An 18,889-nucleotide genomic window follows, 5' to 3' on the forward strand; every position below is an offset into this window, starting at 1 on the left:
ATATCGAATCACTACCATGGACAAAAGCGGGCTGACAGGGCCACAAGCATTGGGCGCTTTCTTGCGCGTTAAGCGCGAGAATACGTCCCCGGAACGATTAGGTATTCCCATCCTTTCTCGTCGAAGGACCCAAGGGTTACGTCGTGAAGAGGTGGCGCAAATGAGCGGCATCAGCACCACCTGGTATACCTGGCTAGAGCAAGGGCGCGACGTGACCGTTTCGGCACAGACGCTTTCAGGCATTGCGAACGCCCTTCAGCTCAATTCCGCAGAGCGTGAATATCTTTTCCTGCTCGCGCACAAAAGCGATCCGCTAAGTGAACAGGTACCGGCGGTAGAGCAAACCATCTTATCAACCGTTCATCAGGTTGCTGCGCCGTGTTACTTATTAGATCTCACCTGGCAGGTATTGTCCTGGAATAGCGGGGCGCAGGCGCTGTTTAGCGGCTGGCTGGATACCGATCCCGCGCCTAATATGATGATGTTTATGTTTCATAACCTGCTGGCGCGTACCCTGGTGGATAACTGGGAGGCACGCGCACGGCGAATCGTCGCCGAACTGCGCGCCGACGCTATTCATTATCCTAACGACAGCGCCCTGAACGCGTTTGTACAACAGATGACCGACAACAGCCGCGATTTTCGCGAATTCTGGGCGCAACAGCAGGTTATTGTGCGAGAAGGGGGAGAACGGATATTTCACCACGCCGGACAGGGCGATGTGACTTATCGCCAACTGAGCTGGCAGTTGTCCAGTAATCGGGCGCTAAAAATGATCATGTTGGTTCCTGAATGCCTCAATAAGTGACATTGTCACCTAGTCGCGACTATTCTGTAAACAGGCGCATAAAGCAGCGGCGCAGCCAAATGTTAGCGGCATCCTGGTGTACGTGGCTGTGCCAGAACAGGTTAATCTGGATGCCGGGGAGCGCGTAAGGCAGCGGGCGAATGGCCAACCCGAAGCGCTGCGCCGTTTGCAGCGCCAGCTTCTCGGTCACCGTAACAATAAAGTCGGTTTCGCTCAGGATGTAGGGGATCGCCATAAAATGCGGTACGCACAGCAGGCTTTGATCGCTGATTCCCGCTTTGGCAAACAGTTCGAAGATCCGCTTATGCCCTGAATCCTGGGCCATCACTTTAATGTGCTGGGCTGCTCGAAACGCCGCCTCATCGAACGGGACGGCGCTTAGCGGATGATCTTTACGCATCAGGCAGACATAGCGTTGGTCGAACAACCGGCGCTGATAAAACCCCGCTTCCAGCTGCGGCAATAGGCCGATCGCCAGATCAACGCCGCCGTTTTCCATCTCTATTTTCAGCGGCACCGCGGTGTCGCGCACGGTGGTAATACGGACTCCCGGCGCCTCTTTACTCAGCAGATTCATTAACCTGGGCAGCAGGTAAATTTCACCCAGGTCGGTCATCGCCACGCGAAACTCGCGCTGGCTCTCCCACGGCGTGAAGGTATTGCGATAGCTCAGCGTCTTTTCCAGCGCGCTCAGAACATCATCCACATCACCGGCAATGGCCTCGGCATAGGGCGTAGGGCGCATACCGCGCGACGCTTTTTCAAATAATTCATCGTCCAGCATGACGCGTAAACGTTTTAGCGCATGGCTAACGGATGGCTGAGTCAGCCCCATAATCTCCGCCACGCGCCCGGTATGACGTTCAGTGTACATATGGCGAAAGAGCACCAGCAGGTTGAGATCCACTTCGTGTAAACGTGACATAGATATCGTTATCAATCCGATTAATAACCGCGATAAACCACACGGCATATCTCACTGAGATGTTTTTTTATACGCTTCATTAACAAAATAACAACATTTAAGGGAAGGAACTGTGATGCATGTGGACTTCACTACGGTCAACCGGCAGGTCACCGTGACGCCGGGCAGTAACCTGCTGGATGTGTTACGTGAACATCAAATTGCTATTTCCTACAGCTGTATGGCCGGGCGCTGCCAGACCTGCCGTTGTACCGTACTGCGCGGCAACGTTGAGCAAACGCTGCCGGAGGACGCTCCGGAAATGGCTGCCGGCGAAGTATTGGCCTGCTGTACGACGTTACATTCAGATTGTGCTATTGCGCTGCCGCCGACCGATGAAATTGTGGTGCACCCGGCACGGACGTTAAAAACAACGGTGAGCGAATTTTCGCCCCTGTGCCATGACGTATGGCGGCTGCGTCTGAAACCGGCCAAAGCCTTTAGCTGGTCTGCCGGGCAGTTCGTCAGGCTGACCTTTCCCGGGGGCGGCCAGCGCAGCTACTCCATGGCCGGCAGCCCGCAGGACGATGAGCTGGAGTTTCATATTCGCATTGTTGCAGATGGCCGGGTGACGCCAGGGCTGAGTCAAACGCTAATGCCGGGTACCATGATTAAGCTGAACGGCCCTTTGGGCGCCAGCTGGCTGCGACAAAAACATCCCGGGCCAATCCTTTGCGTTGCCGGAGGAACCGGTCTGGCGCCACAGCTGTCGATTATTCGCTCGGCGTTGGCCGCCGGGATGAAGAATCCCATTCACCTCTATTACGGTTGCCGCTGGGCTGCCGATTTGTACGGTACCGAACAGCTGGAGGCGCTGGCCAATGCATACCCTCATTTCCGCTATCAGATAGTGCTAAGCCAGGAGACACCAACCGAAACCATACGCACCGGGCGTCTGCCCGCCGCGGTTGCGCAGGATCTGCCGACGCTGAAGGGCTGGAAGGTTTACCCGGCAGGGCCACCGGCGATGGTTGAAGCCATGACCCTGCAGGCTCGTGCGCTAGGTGCCCGCGCCGAAGATATTCACGCCGATGCGTTTTATTACCAACCGTAATGTCGTTACCCGGATAGATAACTAAAAGGAGTCACTATGAACTTCACCTCTGAACCCAATAGCAATTTACTCTGGCCAGACGATGGGACCAGCCGTATTCCTTACTGGGCCTATACCCGCGACGATATTTACCAGCGCGAGCTCGACAAGATTTTCTACGGAAAACACTGGTGCTATGTGGCGCTGGAAGCCGAGATCCCAGAGCCTGGTGATTTTGTGCGCAGCGTCATCGGCGAACGTTCGGTGATCGCGGTACGTAATCAACAGGGGGAAATTAATGTGGTTGAAAACGTCTGCGCGCACCGTGGAATGCGCTTCTGCCGTGAAAAATCGGGCAACCGCAGCGATTTTGTCTGCCCGTATCATCAGTGGAATTACGACCTCAACGGTAACCTTCAGGGCGTGCCTTTCCGTCGCGGCGTGAAGCAGGACGGCAAAGTCAACGGTGGAATGCCCAAGGACTTTAACCCTGCGGAACACGGGCTGAAAAAGCTGAACGTCGCTTGCCACAATGGCGTCGTGTTTGCCTCTTTCTCGCCCGACGTCGAGCCGCTTGAGCAGTATCTGGGCCCGGATATCCTGGCATATTTTGAGCGCGTGTTTAGCGGTCGTCAGCTCGAGCTGCTGGGCTATAACCGCCAACGCATTCCAGGTAACTGGAAGCTGATGCAGGAAAACATTAAAGATCCGTACCACGCGGGCCTGCTGCACACCTGGTTTGTGACGTTTGGCCTGTGGCGTGCCGATAATCGTTCACAGCTGATTATGGACGATAAATACCGCCATGCGGCGATGATTAGCCGGAAAGGAAATGGCGGTAAAAGCGCGGTGACACAAGGAGTTAGCAGCTTTAAAGAGCAAATGCAGCTGAACGATGCCAGCTTCCTTGATGTGGTGGAGGAACCCTGGTGGAACGGCCCGACGGTGGTCATGATGACGCTATTTCCGAGCCTGGTTATTCAGCAAAACGTCAATTCGATGTCGGTACGCCATATTCAGCCGCGCGGGCCAAACGCCTTCGATTTTGTCTGGACTCACTTTGGTTTTGCTGACGATGACGAGGAGATGACCCAACGTCGTCTGAAACAGGCCAATCTGTTCGGCCCGGCCGGTTTCGTGTCGGCTGACGACGGCGAAGTCGTGGAGTTTTCTCAGCAGGGGTTCCATCACAATGACCATCGACGCACCCTTGCCGAGATGAACGGCACCGGCTATGAAAATAGCGATCATATGGTCTCGGAGAGCCTGATTCGCGGGATGTACCATTACTGGCGCGGCGTACTGGAGATTTAACATGATGATTAACAATGAAATCTGGCAACAGCTTGTGGCGCTGCAAACCGAGTACAGCGACGCCGTTGATCGCGCTGAGTGGGCAAAGTGGACGACGCTATTTACCGAAGACTGCTGCTATAAGGTGATCCCGCGGGAGAACTACGACCGCCAGCTGCCGCTTTGCACCATCAATCTTGAAAGCAAAGGTATGCTGAAAGACCGTATTTACGGCGTTGCCGAAACGCTTTTTCATGACCCTTACTACCAGCGCCACGTGGTGGGGTTACCGCATGTGATCTCGGTCGATGAACAAGGGATCGTAGCGCGGACCCACTATGCCGTCTTCCGTACCAAGCCGGATGGCCACAGCGAGGTCTTCAACGTGGGCTACTACCTCGATACGGTGGTTCGAACGGCGGAAGGGCTGCGCTTTGCCAGCCGCCTGTGCATTTTCGATAGCGAACTGGTACCTAACTCGCTGATCTATCCTATTTGAGGTGATGATATGTCTGATAACTGGATTTTTGCCGCCGAGCTGGCCGATCTGCCGGAAGACGATGTAATTGGCATCGCGATTAACGGTCGCGATATCGCGCTTTACCGTACCGATGAGGGCGTTTTTGCCAGCGATAATCAGTGTTCTCACGGCAATGCGCGCTTGAGCGACGGTTTTCTTGAAGACGGTGAAATTGAGTGCCCGCTGCATCAGGGCCGATTCTGCATTAAAACCGGTAAGGCAATGTGCAGCCCGTTAACTGAAGGTGTGGCTATTTACCCGGTACAGATCGACGGCGAGCAGGTTTATCTCCGCTTTGCCTGATGAAAAGGGCAGCCGAAGGCTGCCCTTTTAGTCACCCCTCTCTGGAAGGGCTAAACCGAGAGTTGTTCAACAACGTCGGCAACGCTGACAATCCGCTTAATGCCGCCAATCCCCGTACCTAATGAGATATAGCCTTCGTCAGTGTTGCCTTCCAGCATCCCGAGACGCAGTCCGCGCAAACCGCCCATTGCGCTGCCGATGTCTTCCTTCGTGGCACCGGCTTTATCCATGGCCACCAGTTTCTCGGTCAGTTTCCCCGGCAGCGAACGGTAGTAGTCGGGCAGGGTGCGGAACAGGCTAAGGTCCAGACCGTTGGCGGCGACGATTTTTTCTTTCACCGACAGCGGTACGCGGTTTTCTAGCGTGCTGATAAACACCGACCCGGCGAACACGCCTTCCGCGCCAAGCGCATGGGCGGCTTTGGCCGTGCGTTTATCCACAATCCCTCCCGCGGCGAGGACCGGCACGTGCTTCACGGCGTCGACAATCATCGGAACGACGGAGAATGTGCCCAGCGCAGTGCCCGGCAGAGTACCGCCTTCATCAAAGCCTGTGGCCACAATGATATCCGCCCCCGCACGTTCTGCCTCACGGCTATTCGCCGGCGTTGGGTTGATATCACGGTAGATAATGGCAATACCTGCGGCTTTTAATTCCTCAAACAACGCAGGAATAATGGCGCCTTCACCGTAGCCGGTATAAACCACGGCTTTTACCGCCTCTTCCTTCGTCACTCGCAGAATACCGGGGGTCCAGATGTCGTTTTCTGCTGATGGAATCAGGTTAACGGCAAACGGTTTTTCCGTTAACGCCTTGGTTTTACGAATTTCTTCGCGCATTTTTTCTGCCGTTTCTTCAGGCGTCGACACCGCCGTTTCTGCCGTCAGGCCAGCGTTTGGGCCTAACACGCCCAGGCCGCCGGCGTTGCTAACGGCGGCAACGAAACGGGCATCGGTCAGCCAGGAAAGCGGGCCCTGGACAACGGGTTTTTCGATGCCGAGGATCTGAGTGATACGATTCGTTTTCATGATGCTATTTCCTCATTACAGCGCGAATTTGCTGGGATGCGGGCAGTGTAGAGAGGTTCATTGTTTAGAAAAATAGTGAAAAAAGTTCTTCACTGTTATTAAATAAATAACAATAATTCTTCGATTGCCGGGAAACGTGCATCATGCAGATGAATCTTTTTGAAAATATTAAGATTTTTATCGAAATTGTCGATTCAGGCAGCTTCACCCAGGCGGCGGAAAACCTGCAAATACACCGCCCGGCGGTGACCAAAGCGGTGCAGCAGCTCGAGCAGGGCAGCGGCGTACGGCTGCTACAGCGCACCACGCGACGTATTTATCTGACGCCGGAAGGTGAAGAATTTTATCGTCGCAGTAAACCGCTGCTGTCTCAGGCAGACGATCTGCTGGAGTCCTTTTCCCCGGATCGCCCGCTGCACGGCCAGCTGCGCGTAGATATGCCAATCGCATTTGCCCGCCTGGTGGTGGTGCCGCATCTGCGGGCGTTCTATGACGCGCATCCGGATCTGGAGATCGTACTCAGCAGTAGCGACATGCGTCGCGATATGCTGCGCGACGGCCTCGACTGCGTATTGCGCATGGGCGAGCTTGACGACGGCGACTACGTGGCCCGGCCGCTTGGCAACATCAACATGACCACCTGCGCCAGCCCGGATTATCTTGCGCGGTACGGCACGCCGACGTCGCTTGAGTCGTTGCGCCACCATCAGGGCGTTAACTGGTTTGTCAACAACAGCCGAGAAGTGGTGCCGTGGCGCTTCCAGACGGAGAAGGGCGTGGAGGAAATATATCTACCGGGCAAGCTGATCCTCGATAATTCCGAGGTCTATATTTCGGCAGGGCTTGCCGGGCTTGGCCTGCTTCAGGGAATGAACTTCTTCTTACAGCCGTACATAGACAGCGGTCAGTTAGTGGAAGTGCTGTCCGATAATCCATGTCCGGCGCGCAGGCTTTCGCTGCTTTATCCGCATCGGCATTTATCACACAAAGTCAGGGTGTTTGCGCAGTGGCTGGAAGGGCTGCTGGCGCAAATCCAGCAGCCGCGCGCTTAAAGCAGACCTTTTACCGCAAGGTGGTACAGCAGCATAATCGTTTTGCCATCGATAATATCACCGTTATCGATAGCGGCCAGCGCATCGTCAAAACGCATCTCTAGCACTTCAATATCTTCGCCTTCTGCTTCAATGCCGCCTCCGGCGCTGACCTTATTCTGGTCGGCATATTCAGCAACAAAGAAATGCAGTTTTTCCGTGACGGAGCCGGGGCTCATAAAGGCCTCAAAGACCTTTTGCACGTTGGTAAGACGGAACCCGGTTTCTTCTTCGGCTTCGGCTTTGATACGGCTTTCGGCATCCATATTATCCAGTAGCCCAGCGGCGCTCTCGATCAGATAGCCCGGATAGCCATTGACGAAGGTCGGAAAACGGAACTGCCGAGTAAGAATAACGGTGCGGCGCTCACGGTTATAGAGCAGGATCGTCGCACCGTTACCGCGATCGTAAACTTCACGGTCTTGCTGCTGCCATTCACCGTTTTGTCGCTGTAGGGCAAACGTATATTTCTTGAGTACATACCAATTGTCAGAGAGCGTATCGATCTTGATAATGCGTATTTTTGCGGTTTTTTGCTGCACGATGATTTCTCCAGGTTAGAAAATGCATCATATACGGCGATTTCGTGCAAATTCAAGATAATTCGTGCATTTCTGGCTTTAGGCATATTTCGTTATCTATCGAAGCATAAGGGTCGAACCCGACGCTACAGTGAGTACCTCACAACGCAAGGGGGTTGCTATGATTGCCGTACTGTTTGAAGCGCAGGCCGCTGCTGACCATCAGGCCCGCTACCTGGTGCTCGCCGCGGAATTGAATGCCGCACTGGCGCATATTCCGGGATTTATCGCCATTGAACGATTTAAAAGTCTCAGTCGTGAAGGGACTATCTTGTCACTTTCCTGGTGGGAAAGTGAGGCTTCGGTGCTCGAATGGAAGCGAAATGCTCTGCATCAGATGGCCCAGGAGGAGGGGAAACGGACGATCTTTTCCCACTACCGTATCCGGGTCGCACAGGTGATTCGTGAATATTCGTCTGATGAACGCGGGGGCTCGCATCATGTATGATATCCATGTCATTCTTCAATCTCGTCCGGGAGAGCTGGCGCGATTAGGTACGACGCTGGGCCTGCACGGCGTAGGGCTGGAAGGCGGTGGCGTGTTTACCGCAGGAGAAATTGCACATGCCCATTTTCTGGTCGCCGAAGGTGAACGGGCCAGACAAGTGCTCGTTGATGCCGGCATGACGGTTATCTGCGTAACCCGGCCATTAATTCGTCGCCTGAAGCAGGAGCGGCCCGGTGAGCTAGGTGAGATAGCGCGCGTGCTGGCCGACGCGGGCATCACGATCCTGGTGCAGTACAGCGATCATGATAACAGGCTGATTTTGCTGACCGATGATGATCCTCTGGCCGCCAGGCTGACCGATAAATGGAGCGTTAGATTACCGTGAAATCGCTTAACTCTTGCCCTGAATTTGACGACGGCGCGCAGCTGGAAAAAACCATGGCCAACATTGCGGCAGCCATGGCGGATCCTTCACGCGTGAGCATGCTCTGTGCGTTAATGGATGGGCGAGCGTGGACGGCGACCGAGCTGAGTACCGTTGCCGGGATTGCGCCATCCACGGCCAGCGCGCATCTGAATAAGCTGCTGAACGGTCAGCTTATTCTCTGCCTGGCTCAGGGGCGACATCGCTATTATCGGCTGGCCGGACGCGAAATCGCGTCTCTGCTGGAAACCCTGATGGGGGTATCGATGAAGGCAGTTCCACGCGCGAAGCCCACAACGCCGGTGCATTTGCGTAAAGCACGGACCTGTTACGATCATCTGGCCGGTGAAGTTGCCGTTAGTCTGTATGATTTTATGGTTGAAGAGGGCTGGTTTACGTCGGATAACGCATCATTGTCTGTCGTCGGCTCAGCCAGACTCGACGGGTTAGGCGCCGTCATCAGCGCGCGCTCATCGCGTAAACCGGTCTGTGCCTGTCTGGACTGGAGCGAACGACGGCCGCATCTTGGTGGTGAAGCCGGCGCGGCATTGCTAAAGGCGTTTACCCAACATGGGTGGGTTGAACGAGTACCGGGTTACCGGGAAGTTCGTTTTACCGACGCCGGGAAAAGGGCGCTGAGAAAGCATTTCCGGGTTGACGCCTAAGCAGACAGAAAACGAACCTGATGTCTTCAGGTTCAGTTCACTGACATCAGCGATTTTCGCGCAGCCACGGCGTAATGGTCACACCGGCCAATAAGCCTTCGGGGCTGAGCAGACGCGTCACGGTTTGACCCCAGGGCTCGGTACGTTTTGCGACGAGCAGATGATATCCCTGATCGCAAAGTGTATTGGTAGCAATATCAATATCCGCCACTTCAAATTCAATCCATGCCTGAGGAACGGGAATATCATCAGGCCAGAACGCCGTGCCAAAACAAGATTTCGCCGCCTGGGACAGTGGCCAAAGCGCAAAATGCTTAACACCATGCAGTGCATCTACATCCGTCAGCAGATAATCATCATTGCCATCCATGGACTTTAGCGGCAGGCCCAACGCGTTGATATAAAATGCTTTGCTGTCCTGAGTATCACGGGTAACAGGCCCAAAGCCGGCAACGAACATAACGTTAAGATTGGTGAGTTCTGGAACCATACTTCCTCCTGAAGATACAGTGAAGTATTTGAATGTATAGGGTTGCGACGGCCGACGCAACGGCGAGCTATGAAATGATCAGCGTAGGTGGAGCCTGCACAGGAGTAAGCGCTTTTAGAGCGCTATCAACGACCAGGACAATCATGACCACAAAACGTCGGATTCCATCTGACCCTACATTTGTCAAGGCTCAATTGAAATGTCCGTTATCCAGCTCAATTAAAATGACCACTTTGATCTCTCATTCTCTTTACTGATAGACTTTCCTCCGACTGAAACAACAGGATGATTGAGCCCATGCTTCGATACGAGTTAACGCCGAACAATGCAGGTTTTATACTGTGGGGAGATTCAGAAGCCCTGAATGAATTACATGAACTCATTCATTACATCGTGGATGAAAGCCCACTGATTAAAGTTAAAGACGGATTTATGTTATCCCTTGCCTATGATATTCGTAAAGCACGGGAAGGTAATCGTCGTGTTGAGCAACATCAGTATGATCAACATGATACATATAAGCTTTATGGTGTTGAGCTTTTATGGCCTCTGGTCCTGGTACAGTCCTCAATACTCAGAAACTCAATGGGTTATATTCAGACAGACAAAAACCAGCTGTCTGTCATGTATGCCTTTGAATACCTGATAGAATCAGCATTAACAGAGTCTGAGAGAACAACGTCGAATGATATTATGCTAACAGTAAAATATGCATCAGACTCTGATTTTAATTTCATTGAGGATAATATTGACAGCAGGTGCTGCTATTTTATCAGCCTATCTCCGGAGCAAAGAAAAAAGCAGTTAATCAGTATTGTTCGTTCTTTTCATTCATTATGGGGTAAGTATGCCCGTGAAAAGCAGGACATAAAGATGCTGAACGAAATGAATAATACATCATGGGTCTGGCCGGACAATATCAACTGGTGAGCAACCACTGTCCGGCCAGTGAGTACCATCAGCGGGCTCTTTTACCAAAAATGTCCTCTGAACGTGACTGAAGCTGTTTGAGTGCTTCGAGCATGTCATCATTATCCAGTGAGCGCTGGGATTTCTTCCCTTCCTGCTTTGGCCGTCGTCGGGAAGGGCCATCTCCAGCGGGAATTGACTGAGAGCGCGTGTTATCCCGCTTGCTCTGCACCAGACTGATAAACTCCAGGGTTCGGCCAAGACGCTTGTTATCGACAATCGCGCCCTGGTCGATTTCTGACAGTCGGTCGTAGGTAGAGTAGGGAAGTAGCGTACCGTTCAGGCGCAGCTCTTTTCTGCCATCAGGATAGTGATACACATCGATATATTTACCTATTGCACGGCGACTCAGTTCGCTGTCTTCAATCAGGTACAACATTTTATCATATTGTATCGTCAACGATTTTGAGACTTTACGTTTTTCACGAACAGTGAAAATAAGCCCCAGGTCCTCATCATGTTCTACAGCACGGTGTACGTCAAAATCATGTCGCGGTACTTTGCCAAAACGGCGGTTATAGTCAGCCATATAGGCCTCAGCGAAGTCATTTGCAGCCTCCATTGAACAAATGCCCTGTAACCGCAGCTCTTTGACCAGACGATCCTGTAAAGTGAGGTGAGCTCGTTCTACACGCCCTTTGGCGGGACTGGTTTCTGCACAGATAGTCTGGATGTTCAGTTCATGCATGGCTCGCCCAAACTGAGTATGCCCGTCTCCGCCTGTGGCGTGTTTATTGTTAACACGAAAAACACCGGCTTTATCGCTGTACAGTGCCAGCGGTTTACCATGCTTATCGATATAGCGCCGCGTGGCTTCGAAGTAAGAAAACGTGGACTCCGATTTAACAAACAACAGTTCCATCAGTTTGCTGGTTGCATCATCAACATAGACCAGCGCGGTGCAGGCCGGGCCACGGCCTTCAAACCAGTCGTGATCACAGCCATCTATTTGTATCAGCTCACCAGTACACGGACGCCGGTACCGTGGTTGAGGGATCCTTGCGGCACGTTGTTTACGGGGAACCCATAAGCCAGCCCGCACCATGATGCGCCGGACAGTTTCTTTGCCAAGAAACAGTCCGTGGAGTTCTTCGAGCTTTTCACGCGCCAGAGTCGGACCGAAATCAGCATAACGCGTCTTGATCAGTTCCAGAGCCTGATCTGCGAGCCCGGGTGGCAACTGGCGGTTACCACGCATGCCACATCGTCTGCTGGCCATACCAAGCGGTCCGCCTTCACGGTAACGGGCAAGAAGTCTGCGGCATTGCCTGTCGCTGATACCGAGGTGCTCGGCCGCACGGCGCGTTGTGATGCGACGTTCAATGACGTCCTGTATAATCTTGATCCGGTTGATCTCTTTCAAAGTAAACACTCCTGAGCTTTCTGCGCTCATGATATGCCTCCCGGTAGTTTAAACGGACCAGTGAAGCTTACCATAGCGCGGACATCTGAATTGAGCCACAGGCGGACATTACTATTGAGCCATTACAACATTAGTGCGCATAATGTATATTATGTTAAATTGAATTTGAACCAACACCATAACCCAGTCCTTTACCGACTCCACCACATCCCCCTTAACCTTCTGGGATGTTTTGTCCTCATTTAATTCTATTTCATTGCGGCGCCTGCGTTTAGCGTCTAAAGAAAAAATCAGCGCTGCAGGCTTTGTTTGCGATCGCGATGCCAGGCTCAGCCACGTTGATACAGGTTTGGGTCGGAAAATACATAACACAGCACGGTTGCTTCTGAAAAACAAATGTAACGTACTGATTTATTGATAAATTATCGATTATGCTAGCGCTACGCGAATTCTGTGATTTTCGCTGTGTCATAGTGGGTCAGATTTTACGTAGCTGCGCGGTTTTATTGGGTGAAAAAACATACAGTAAACGCTGGCATTGCCGCTGACTCCGCTTTCTTGTACCCTTCCCTCGCCGAACTATCAGACACAACGGAATTCCATCACTGTGCATACATCTAAAGATCCTTTACACGGCGTTACCCTGGAAATGCAGGTAAACGCGCTGGTCGCGCGTTACGGCTGGGAGCAGTTAAAATTGAATTTGAACCAACACCATAACCCAGTCCTTTACCGACTCCACCACATCCCCCTTAACCTTCTGGGATGTTTTGTCCTCATTTAATTCTATTTCATTGCGGCGCCTGCGTTTAGCGTCTAAAGAAAAAATCAGCGCTGCAGGCTTTGTTTGCGATCGCGATGCCAGGCTCAGCCACGTTGATACAGAATCGGGTGTTCAGGTTTTAAAACAGCTGGAATGTGCGAAAACCAGTCAGGAACTGTTTTGCCCGCAGATTCGCAACGTCGTGCTCAATGTAGATCCGAACACGGAAACCGTGGTTTGGGTCGGAAAATACATAACACAGCACGGTTGCTTCTGAAAAACAAATGTAACGTACTGATTTATTGATAAATTATCGATTATGCTAGCGCTACGCGAATTCTGTGATTTTCGCTGTGTCATAGTGGGTCAGATTTTACGTAGCTGCGCGGTTTTATTGGGTGAAAAAACATACAGTAAACGCTGGCATTGCCGCTGACTCCGCTTTCTTGTACCCTTCCCTCGCCGAACTATCAGACACAACGGAATTCCATCACTGTGCATACATCTAAAGATCCTTTACACGGCGTTACCCTGGAAATGCAGGTAAACGCGCTGGTCGCGCGTTACGGCTGGGAGCAGTTAAGCAAGCTGATTAACATCAACTGTTTCAAGAATGAGCCAAGCGTAAAATCGAGCCTGAAGTTTCTGCGTCGGACTCCGTGGGCACGCGCGGAAGTTGAAGCGCTGTATCTGGATTCATTGAATGGTGATGTGGAAATCACGCCGGCAGAACCGGCGTTCGATCCGTGGGCGAATCACCGCGCTAAGGGTTAATCCGCACCAGCGGTTTGCCGCTAAACTGGCGATGGCGCAGTTTATCAAGGAGCTGCGGCAGTTCATCAAAATCGACGGCGACGGTCTCTTCGGCAACCAAACGGTTATTCACCAGATCGTCGAATATCTGCACTCCCGCAGTGGTGAGATCGTTCCAGGCCTCATCATCCCCGTACCAGTGCAGCGCACCGAGTGCCACCTCGTGCATAGACAACGTTCTGCCAAAAGGTGCACACGGCCACTGCGTCAGCCGTCCTTGAATACAAATAATATGTCCGTTCGCCTTAAGCGCCGGCGTCAGGCGCGCAGCGTGATCTTCATTGACGCTATCAATAACGGCGAAGAACGTGCCGTTTTTATCTTCCGGCCAGACCTGTTCCGGCGCCAGTGGCCCGGCAATACAGTGCGCAGCCCCCATGGCCTGCAGGCGTGGCCAGTGTCGAGGATTACACATCGCGGTAATCACAAAGCCGCGGGCTGCGGCGAACTGCACCAGATAATGGCCCACCGCACCACCGGCGCCGCTAATCAACAGCGGTGCATTCTGAATAGCGGGTAGCTTTTCAATGGCCAGCCAGGCGGTCAGCGCCGGGCAAGGAATGCTGGCGGCAACGTCAAAACTTAGCGCATCAGGAATCGCAATAAGTGCCCGCTCGGCCACCGGGGTATGTTCAGCATAGCTGCCGGGCCTGGCCAGACTTTGATGATAGGCAACTCGTTTGCCTAACCAGCGTTTATCAACGCCCTCGCCCAGTGCTACCACGGTTCCGGCCCCGTCAACGCCCGGAACGTGTCCTGTCTGCCAATCGACCAGCCCCGGGGTCAGCACCTTCCAGTCAACCGGATTCAGGCCAATGACCTGGTTGCGCACCAGCACGTCACCGGCAGCAGGCTGCGGGATCGCAATACGTTCCAGCTGCAGATCATGGGGTTCTGCACTATTGTGCCAGGTCCAGGCCAGATGCGTCTGCGCGTGTGGGATATTATTCGACATAAGCCTTCTTTACCTATTTTCCAGGAGCATGACTTCCAAAGATAAGAAATGTACTGAAATAAGGCAAATTACCTTCTTTTATAGTAGGCATCATCAGGACTGATATCAGCTCATCGTATTGAGTAACGGTACATTCATTGCTCTGGGTTAGTAAAGACCCTATTTGCTACTGGCTAACCAATTGACTTCGCCGTAAATAGTACGAAAATGTTCTCCACTCGTGACAATCCGAAAAACGGCACCTATGACTCCCAGCTCTTACCGCTTCTTCCGTCTCTCCACTTTGAAAAAGGCCAGCGCGCTGATTGTTGCCGCCCTGTTATTGGTCAGCTGTGATTCGAAGCAGCCAACCACGCCGCCGTCCACCGTGAATCCGGGCAAATCACAGCAGAGCAATCAACCGATGCGTGGCGTTTGGCTGACGACCGTTTCACGCCTGGACTGGCCGCCAATAAGCTCCATCAATGCCGGCAGCGCCACTCAGCGTATTGACCAGCAGCAGGCGGCGCTGCGGGCTAAGCTCGACAGGCTCAAAAATCTCGGTATCAATACCGTGTTTTTCCAGGTTAAACCTGACGGCACCGCGCTGTGGAAGTCTGATATTCTACCGTGGTCCGACGTCATGACCGGCAATATCGGCGAATATCCTGGCTACGATCCGCTGCAGTTTATGCTGGATGAAGCCCATAAGCGCGGAATGAAAGTCCATGCGTGGTTCAACCCGTACCGGGTTTCCACTAATACTAAACCGTCGACCGTTGCGGCACTCAATAGCACCCTCTCGATGACGCCACCGAGCGTGTTTGTGCTGCATCGTGACTGGATTCGTACGGCGAGCGATCGCTTTGTGCTCGACCCTGGAATTCCGGATGCCCGTGACTGGATCACCAGTATTGTGGCGGAAGTCGTATCGCGCTATCCCATCGACGGCGTTCAGTTCGATGATTACTTCTACACCGAAACCGCTAACTCTTCGCTGAATGACAGCGCCACATTCCGCCGCTATGGCCAGGGTTATGCCTCCAAAGCCGATTGGCGTCGGAGTAACACTCAGCAGTTGATCGCCCAGGTATCCCGCACGATTAAACAGTTGAACCCGAACGTCGAGTTTGGCGTCAGTCCGGCAGGGGTCTGGCGTAACCGTTCGCATGACCCGGCCGGGTCAGATACCCGTGGCGCGGCGGCTTACGATGAATCCTATGCTGATACGCGTCAATGGGTACAACAAGGTTTGCTGGATTATATCGCCCCACAGATCTACTGGCCCTTTGCCCGTGATGCGGCGCGCTACGATGTGTTAGCCAAATGGTGGGCGGATGTAGTGAAGCCGACTAACACGCGTCTGTACATTGGCATCGCGCTGTATAAAGTGGGTGAACCGTCAAAGAACGAGCCGGACTGGACAATCGAAGGCGGCGTTCCGGAGCTGAAAAAGCAAATTGACCTCAATGAATCTGCATCAAACATCAACGGAACCATCCTGTTCCGCGAAGGTTATCTGGAACAACCGCAAACCCAGCAGGCGGTTGATTATTTAAAAGACCGCTGGGGTAATTAACGTCTACCCTGAACCGGCCGTTATGCGGCCGGCTCTTTTTTAATAAAAAGCGATATAAGTTACATAGCTGTGAATTATTATCATTAATATATCTAAACTAACGATCGTTAATAAAAATAGCTTGCGACGCCTGCCGTCGTACCAGTAGTATCAGGAAAAGGGCCAGTTTACGGCCTGAAATAAAAATAAGATAACCCCCTCTACCTTCTCATTCCCGTTTGGATACCAACCACTCGCTCGTTAACGCTTGCGTTAATTCTAATATTTATGAGTACTATGAATAAAGAAACCGAAGTATCTCGTCCTCAATGGACGAAAAAGGACACCATCTGGATGATGGGTGTGTATGGCGCTACCGTCGGAGCAGGCACGCTATTCCTGCCGGTAGAAATTGGTACGCGCGGTCCGCTGGTCTTTATTCTACTACTGCTACTCGGTTTTCCGCTGTCGTTAGTTCCCCACGTGCTGATATGCCGTGTCTTTATGCGCGACAACCCGGCGGACGAGCAGAGCGATCGCACGCTGCCGCTGTTTGGTTCGTTCTTCGGTGCCAAGGGACGTCAGTTGATGAAGCTGTTTTTCTGCGTTGCACACTATCCGGTGACGCTGGTGTACGCCGTTTCGTTGATTAACGCCCTCAGCCATTTCCTGACCGAACGCCTGCACTTCACCGGCTTTAACCGCGCGACTCTGACGCTGGTTGTGCTGGCAATTTTGCATCTGGTGCTAAGCAAAGGTCGTGATAAAGTCGTCAGCACCATGAGCGCCCTTGCGCTGCCGTTCGCCATTGCTATTATTGTGGTGGCGGCGTCACAGATTCCGGCCTGGGATTTCAGCAATATCGCCCATGCGTGGCAATCAACCCATTCAACGTCGGCCAGCAGTTCTCTGAAGGATTTGTGGTTAACCCTACCGCTGATTGCTTTCTCGCTGTGCTCCGCGCCGCTGATTCCCGCACTGGCTTACTGGTACCGCGAACCTGGCAACGGTGGCGAGACGCAGTCCGTTCGTGTTATTCGGCACGCCTATGGTTTGATTTTCTTCAGTATTCTCTTTTTCGTACTGAGCTGTATTTTGAGCACCCCGCGCGAAACGTTTGAAATGGCTAAGGCGCAAAACCTTAATGTGCTGTCGGTTATCGGCGGCAACGACGGTATGAGCGTGATGATCTACCTGGCGCCGTTGATTGCGATTCTGGGGATGACTAAATCATTTTTGGGGATCTCGATGCCGGTTGCCGAAACGTTCAATGTCCTGGCGGCAGATCTTTTTGGCATTAAACGCACCAGCCATATTAAACAGGCCAAATTAATCATTTCCGTGCTGATGTTTATTATCACATCGGCGGTGGTTTATCTTAACCCGGACGTCATTAATATGATTGAAACCCTGTGCGGGCCATTAATTGCGATCTTCCTGTTTATTATTCCAACCTGGCTGATTTTCACCCGCGAAGCGCTGAAACCACTGCGAGGTATGCTCTCCGCGATGGTCATGGCCAGCGGCGTACTGACCGTTTCCGCCCTGCTGTACGGGATGTTCTGATCTCAGTTATTAATATGACGATGGGCTGGCACCGACTATCGGTCCAGCCCGTTTTAACAGTTTACCGATAAACGTACATCCCGCCTTCGGTTCCCCGGCTGAACAATACCTGCCAGAGTTCAATATCACGTGCGCGAAATGCACCGGCGCAGGCGCAAAGGTAATAGTTGAACATTCGACGAAAACGCGGAGTATAGTGCGTGGCAATGTCGGGCCATGCCGCATTAAAGCGCTGGTGCCAGGCCATTAGCGTTTTATCATAATCACTACCGAAGTTGTGCCAGTCTTCCATAATCAACCTGGATTCACTGACGTTGGCGATCTGACGAATTGACGGCAGGCAGCCGTTCGGGAAAATGTATTTGTTAATCCATGGGTCGACGTTAACCCCGGTCTCGTTACTGCCGATAGTGTGGAGTAAAAACAGTCCGTCGGCCTTCAGGCAGCGGTCAACGACCTTGAAATAGGTGTCGTAATTTTTGGGACCAACGTGCTCAAACATCCCAACGGAAACAATACGATCGTATTTTCTGTTCAGATCGCGATAGTCCTGCAGCAGAATGCTCACATCAAGCCCTTCACAGCGCTGCTGTGCCATTTTTTGCTGCTCTTGCGAAATGGTCACGCCGTCAACGCTGACGCCATAGTGGCGAGCGGCGTACTCGGCCAAACCGCCCCACCCGCAGCCGATATCCAGCAAACGCATGCCGGGCTGGAGCTGCAATTTTTCACAAATCATTTTCAGCTTGGCATCTTGCGCCTCTTCCAGAGAACTTGCCGTACGCCAATAAGCACAGGAGTACTGCATGTGAGGGTCTAACATCCTGGAAAATAAATCGTTACCGATATCGTAATGCTCTTTACCGACAATCCAGGCGCGTCGGCGCGACTGTAGGTTAAACAATCTCGCGCTGGCAATTTGCAGAATATCCTTCAGATTTCCCGGCATCTGTTTATCCAGTTTGGCCTGAAGAATTTTACAGAACAGAATGTCCAGCCGGTCACAATCCCACCAACCGTCCATATAACTTTCACCAAAGCCTAACGAACCTTGTTGAAATACGCGTTTAAAAAAATCAGCGTGATGCACCTGAATATCCCACGGGCGCGAGCCGTTGATTTTAATATCCGCCTGCTGGAGCAGTTCGTTGCCCATTCGCGACCAATTATCATTCAATTCTTCAACATTTATTACGTCTGAGCAAACCGTCGCCATAATTCTATTCCATAAATTAGAAGTCAGTATTTTCTGCGTAAGATTATTATTGATAACAC

The 18,889-nt window shown here is 52.4% G+C and carries 21 protein-coding genes and 1 pseudogene; 15 read left to right on the forward strand and 7 right to left on the reverse strand.

The features are described 5' to 3' along the window. The first annotated feature begins 16 nt into the window (after window positions 1-16). On the forward strand, window positions 17-808 hold the full coding sequence (locus H7R56_RS12155) for a helix-turn-helix transcriptional regulator (protein WP_106927019.1): 792 nt from the start codon (window positions 17-19) through the stop codon (window positions 806-808). A 19-nt stretch (window positions 809-827) separates the two neighbouring features. On the opposite strand, the gene H7R56_RS12160 is transcribed toward H7R56_RS12155, so the two are convergent. Continuing rightward, entirely contained in the window at window positions 828-1,733 is a 906-nt protein-coding gene (locus tag H7R56_RS12160) for a LysR family transcriptional regulator (protein WP_106927021.1), read from the reverse strand. A gap of 115 nt (window positions 1,734-1,848) precedes the next feature. Between H7R56_RS12160 and H7R56_RS12165 the strand changes: the two genes are divergently transcribed. Genes H7R56_RS12165 through H7R56_RS12180 form a run of 4 tightly spaced genes read left to right on the forward strand, consistent with a single transcriptional unit; the run spans window position 1,849 to window position 4,921 of the window. Continuing rightward, window positions 1,849-2,826, forward strand: a complete 978-nt coding sequence (locus H7R56_RS12165) for a 2Fe-2S iron-sulfur cluster-binding protein (protein WP_106927023.1) — start codon at window positions 1,849-1,851, stop codon at window positions 2,824-2,826. Window positions 2,827-2,862: 36 nt separating this feature from the next. Further along, entirely contained in the window at window positions 2,863-4,119 is a 1,257-nt protein-coding gene (locus H7R56_RS12170; RefSeq protein WP_182928668.1) for an aromatic ring-hydroxylating dioxygenase subunit alpha, read from the forward strand. A gap of 1 nt (window position 4,120) precedes the next feature. Then, complete coding sequence (locus H7R56_RS12175) at window positions 4,121-4,597, forward strand: aromatic-ring-hydroxylating dioxygenase subunit beta (RefSeq protein WP_223878933.1); 477 nt, start codon at window positions 4,121-4,123, stop codon at window positions 4,595-4,597. 9 nt (window positions 4,598-4,606) lie between these two features. Continuing rightward, window positions 4,607-4,921 (forward strand): non-heme iron oxygenase ferredoxin subunit, encoded by a 315-nt coding sequence (locus H7R56_RS12180; protein WP_106927027.1) that lies wholly within the window; start codon window positions 4,607-4,609, stop codon window positions 4,919-4,921. Window positions 4,922-4,971: 50 nt separating this feature from the next. Here the strand turns inward: H7R56_RS12180 and H7R56_RS12185 are convergent, their stop codons facing one another. Next, the gene (locus H7R56_RS12185; RefSeq protein ID WP_106927029.1) at window positions 4,972-5,949 is read right to left on the reverse strand and encodes an NAD(P)H-dependent flavin oxidoreductase; all 978 of its coding nucleotides are present in this window, start codon (window positions 5,947-5,949) and stop codon (window positions 4,972-4,974) included. Between the two features lie 149 nt (window positions 5,950-6,098). On the opposite strand from H7R56_RS12185, the gene H7R56_RS12190 reads away from it, so the two are divergent. Then, complete coding sequence (locus H7R56_RS12190; RefSeq protein ID WP_181358001.1) at window positions 6,099-7,001, forward strand: LysR family transcriptional regulator; 903 nt, start codon at window positions 6,099-6,101, stop codon at window positions 6,999-7,001. On the opposite strand, the gene H7R56_RS12195 is transcribed toward H7R56_RS12190, so the two are convergent. After that, window positions 6,998-7,582, reverse strand: coding sequence for an NUDIX hydrolase (locus H7R56_RS12195; RefSeq protein WP_106927033.1), 585 nt, complete (start codon window positions 7,580-7,582; stop codon window positions 6,998-7,000). The genes H7R56_RS12190 and H7R56_RS12195 overlap by 4 nt on opposite strands. Before the next feature lie 160 nt (window positions 7,583-7,742). On the opposite strand from H7R56_RS12195, the gene H7R56_RS12200 reads away from it, so the two are divergent. Genes H7R56_RS12200 through H7R56_RS12210 form a run of 3 tightly spaced genes read left to right on the forward strand, consistent with a single transcriptional unit; the run spans window position 7,743 to window position 9,158 of the window. Then, entirely contained in the window at window positions 7,743-8,069 is a 327-nt protein-coding gene (locus H7R56_RS12200) for an antibiotic biosynthesis monooxygenase family protein (protein ID WP_106927035.1), read from the forward strand. Next, the gene (locus H7R56_RS12205) at window positions 8,062-8,454 is read left to right on the forward strand and encodes an amino acid-binding protein (RefSeq protein WP_106927037.1); all 393 of its coding nucleotides are present in this window, start codon (window positions 8,062-8,064) and stop codon (window positions 8,452-8,454) included. The genes H7R56_RS12200 and H7R56_RS12205 overlap by 8 nt, the downstream gene beginning before the upstream one ends. Window positions 8,455-8,507: 53 nt before the next feature. Then, window positions 8,508-9,158 carry an ArsR/SmtB family transcription factor gene (locus H7R56_RS12210; protein WP_106927065.1) on the forward strand — a complete coding sequence of 217 codons (651 nt, stop codon included), beginning with the start codon at window positions 8,508-8,510 and terminating at the stop codon, window positions 9,156-9,158. A gap of 46 nt (window positions 9,159-9,204) precedes the next feature. On the opposite strand, the gene H7R56_RS12215 is transcribed toward H7R56_RS12210, so the two are convergent. After that, a complete protein-coding gene (locus tag H7R56_RS12215; RefSeq protein ID WP_106927039.1) occupies window positions 9,205-9,648 on the reverse strand; it encodes a VOC family protein in 444 nt (147 codons plus the stop codon). A gap of 297 nt (window positions 9,649-9,945) precedes the next feature. Here H7R56_RS12215 and H7R56_RS12220 point away from each other — a divergent pair, with 297 nt between their 5' ends. Then, window positions 9,946-10,578 carry a DUF6904 family protein gene (locus tag H7R56_RS12220; protein WP_001567369.1) on the forward strand — a complete coding sequence of 211 codons (633 nt, stop codon included), beginning with the start codon at window positions 9,946-9,948 and terminating at the stop codon, window positions 10,576-10,578. Between the two features lie 28 nt (window positions 10,579-10,606). Here H7R56_RS12220 and H7R56_RS12225 read toward each other — a convergent pair whose 3' ends face one another. Further along, complete coding sequence (locus H7R56_RS12225; RefSeq protein ID WP_001567368.1) at window positions 10,607-12,010, reverse strand: ISNCY-like element ISKpn21 family transposase; 1,404 nt, start codon at window positions 12,008-12,010, stop codon at window positions 10,607-10,609. Between the two features lie 571 nt (window positions 12,011-12,581). Between H7R56_RS12225 and H7R56_RS12230 the strand changes: the two are divergent. From H7R56_RS12230 to H7R56_RS12240, 3 genes and pseudogenes are all read left to right on the forward strand, one after another. Then, window positions 12,582-12,701 (forward strand): annotated as a pseudogene (locus H7R56_RS12230) (VF530 family DNA-binding protein); the annotation flags it as partial. Between the two features lie 49 nt (window positions 12,702-12,750). Beyond that, window positions 12,751-13,020 carry a hypothetical protein gene (locus tag H7R56_RS12235; protein WP_146145743.1) on the forward strand — a complete coding sequence of 90 codons (270 nt, stop codon included), beginning with the start codon at window positions 12,751-12,753 and terminating at the stop codon, window positions 13,018-13,020. 212 nt (window positions 13,021-13,232) lie between these two features. Then, window positions 13,233-13,517, forward strand: coding sequence for a VF530 family protein (locus tag H7R56_RS12240; RefSeq protein ID WP_106930670.1), 285 nt, complete (start codon window positions 13,233-13,235; stop codon window positions 13,515-13,517). On the opposite strand, the gene H7R56_RS12245 is transcribed toward H7R56_RS12240, so the two are convergent. Further along, complete coding sequence (locus H7R56_RS12245; protein WP_106930662.1) at window positions 13,507-14,511, reverse strand: zinc-binding dehydrogenase; 1,005 nt, start codon at window positions 14,509-14,511, stop codon at window positions 13,507-13,509. The genes H7R56_RS12240 and H7R56_RS12245 overlap by 11 nt on opposite strands. 244 nt (window positions 14,512-14,755) lie before the next feature. On the opposite strand from H7R56_RS12245, the gene H7R56_RS12250 reads away from it, so the two are divergent. Further along, complete coding sequence (locus H7R56_RS12250) at window positions 14,756-16,069, forward strand: glycoside hydrolase family 10-like protein (RefSeq protein WP_106930655.1); 1,314 nt, start codon at window positions 14,756-14,758, stop codon at window positions 16,067-16,069. A gap of 276 nt (window positions 16,070-16,345) precedes the next feature. Continuing rightward, window positions 16,346-17,614 carry an amino acid permease gene (locus tag H7R56_RS12255; protein WP_181358057.1) on the forward strand — a complete coding sequence of 423 codons (1,269 nt, stop codon included), beginning with the start codon at window positions 16,346-16,348 and terminating at the stop codon, window positions 17,612-17,614. 61 nt (window positions 17,615-17,675) lie between these two features. On the opposite strand, the gene cfa is transcribed toward H7R56_RS12255, so the two are convergent. Next, window positions 17,676-18,830 (reverse strand): cyclopropane fatty acyl phospholipid synthase, encoded by a 1,155-nt coding sequence (gene cfa, locus H7R56_RS12260; RefSeq protein ID WP_106930653.1) that lies wholly within the window; start codon window positions 18,828-18,830, stop codon window positions 17,676-17,678. Window positions 18,831-18,889: the final 59 nt, after the last annotated feature.

The sequence above is a fragment of the Klebsiella sp. WP3-W18-ESBL-02 genome, from assembly GCF_014168815.1.
Lineage (GTDB): Bacteria > Pseudomonadota > Gammaproteobacteria > Enterobacterales > Enterobacteriaceae > Kluyvera > Kluyvera ascorbata_B.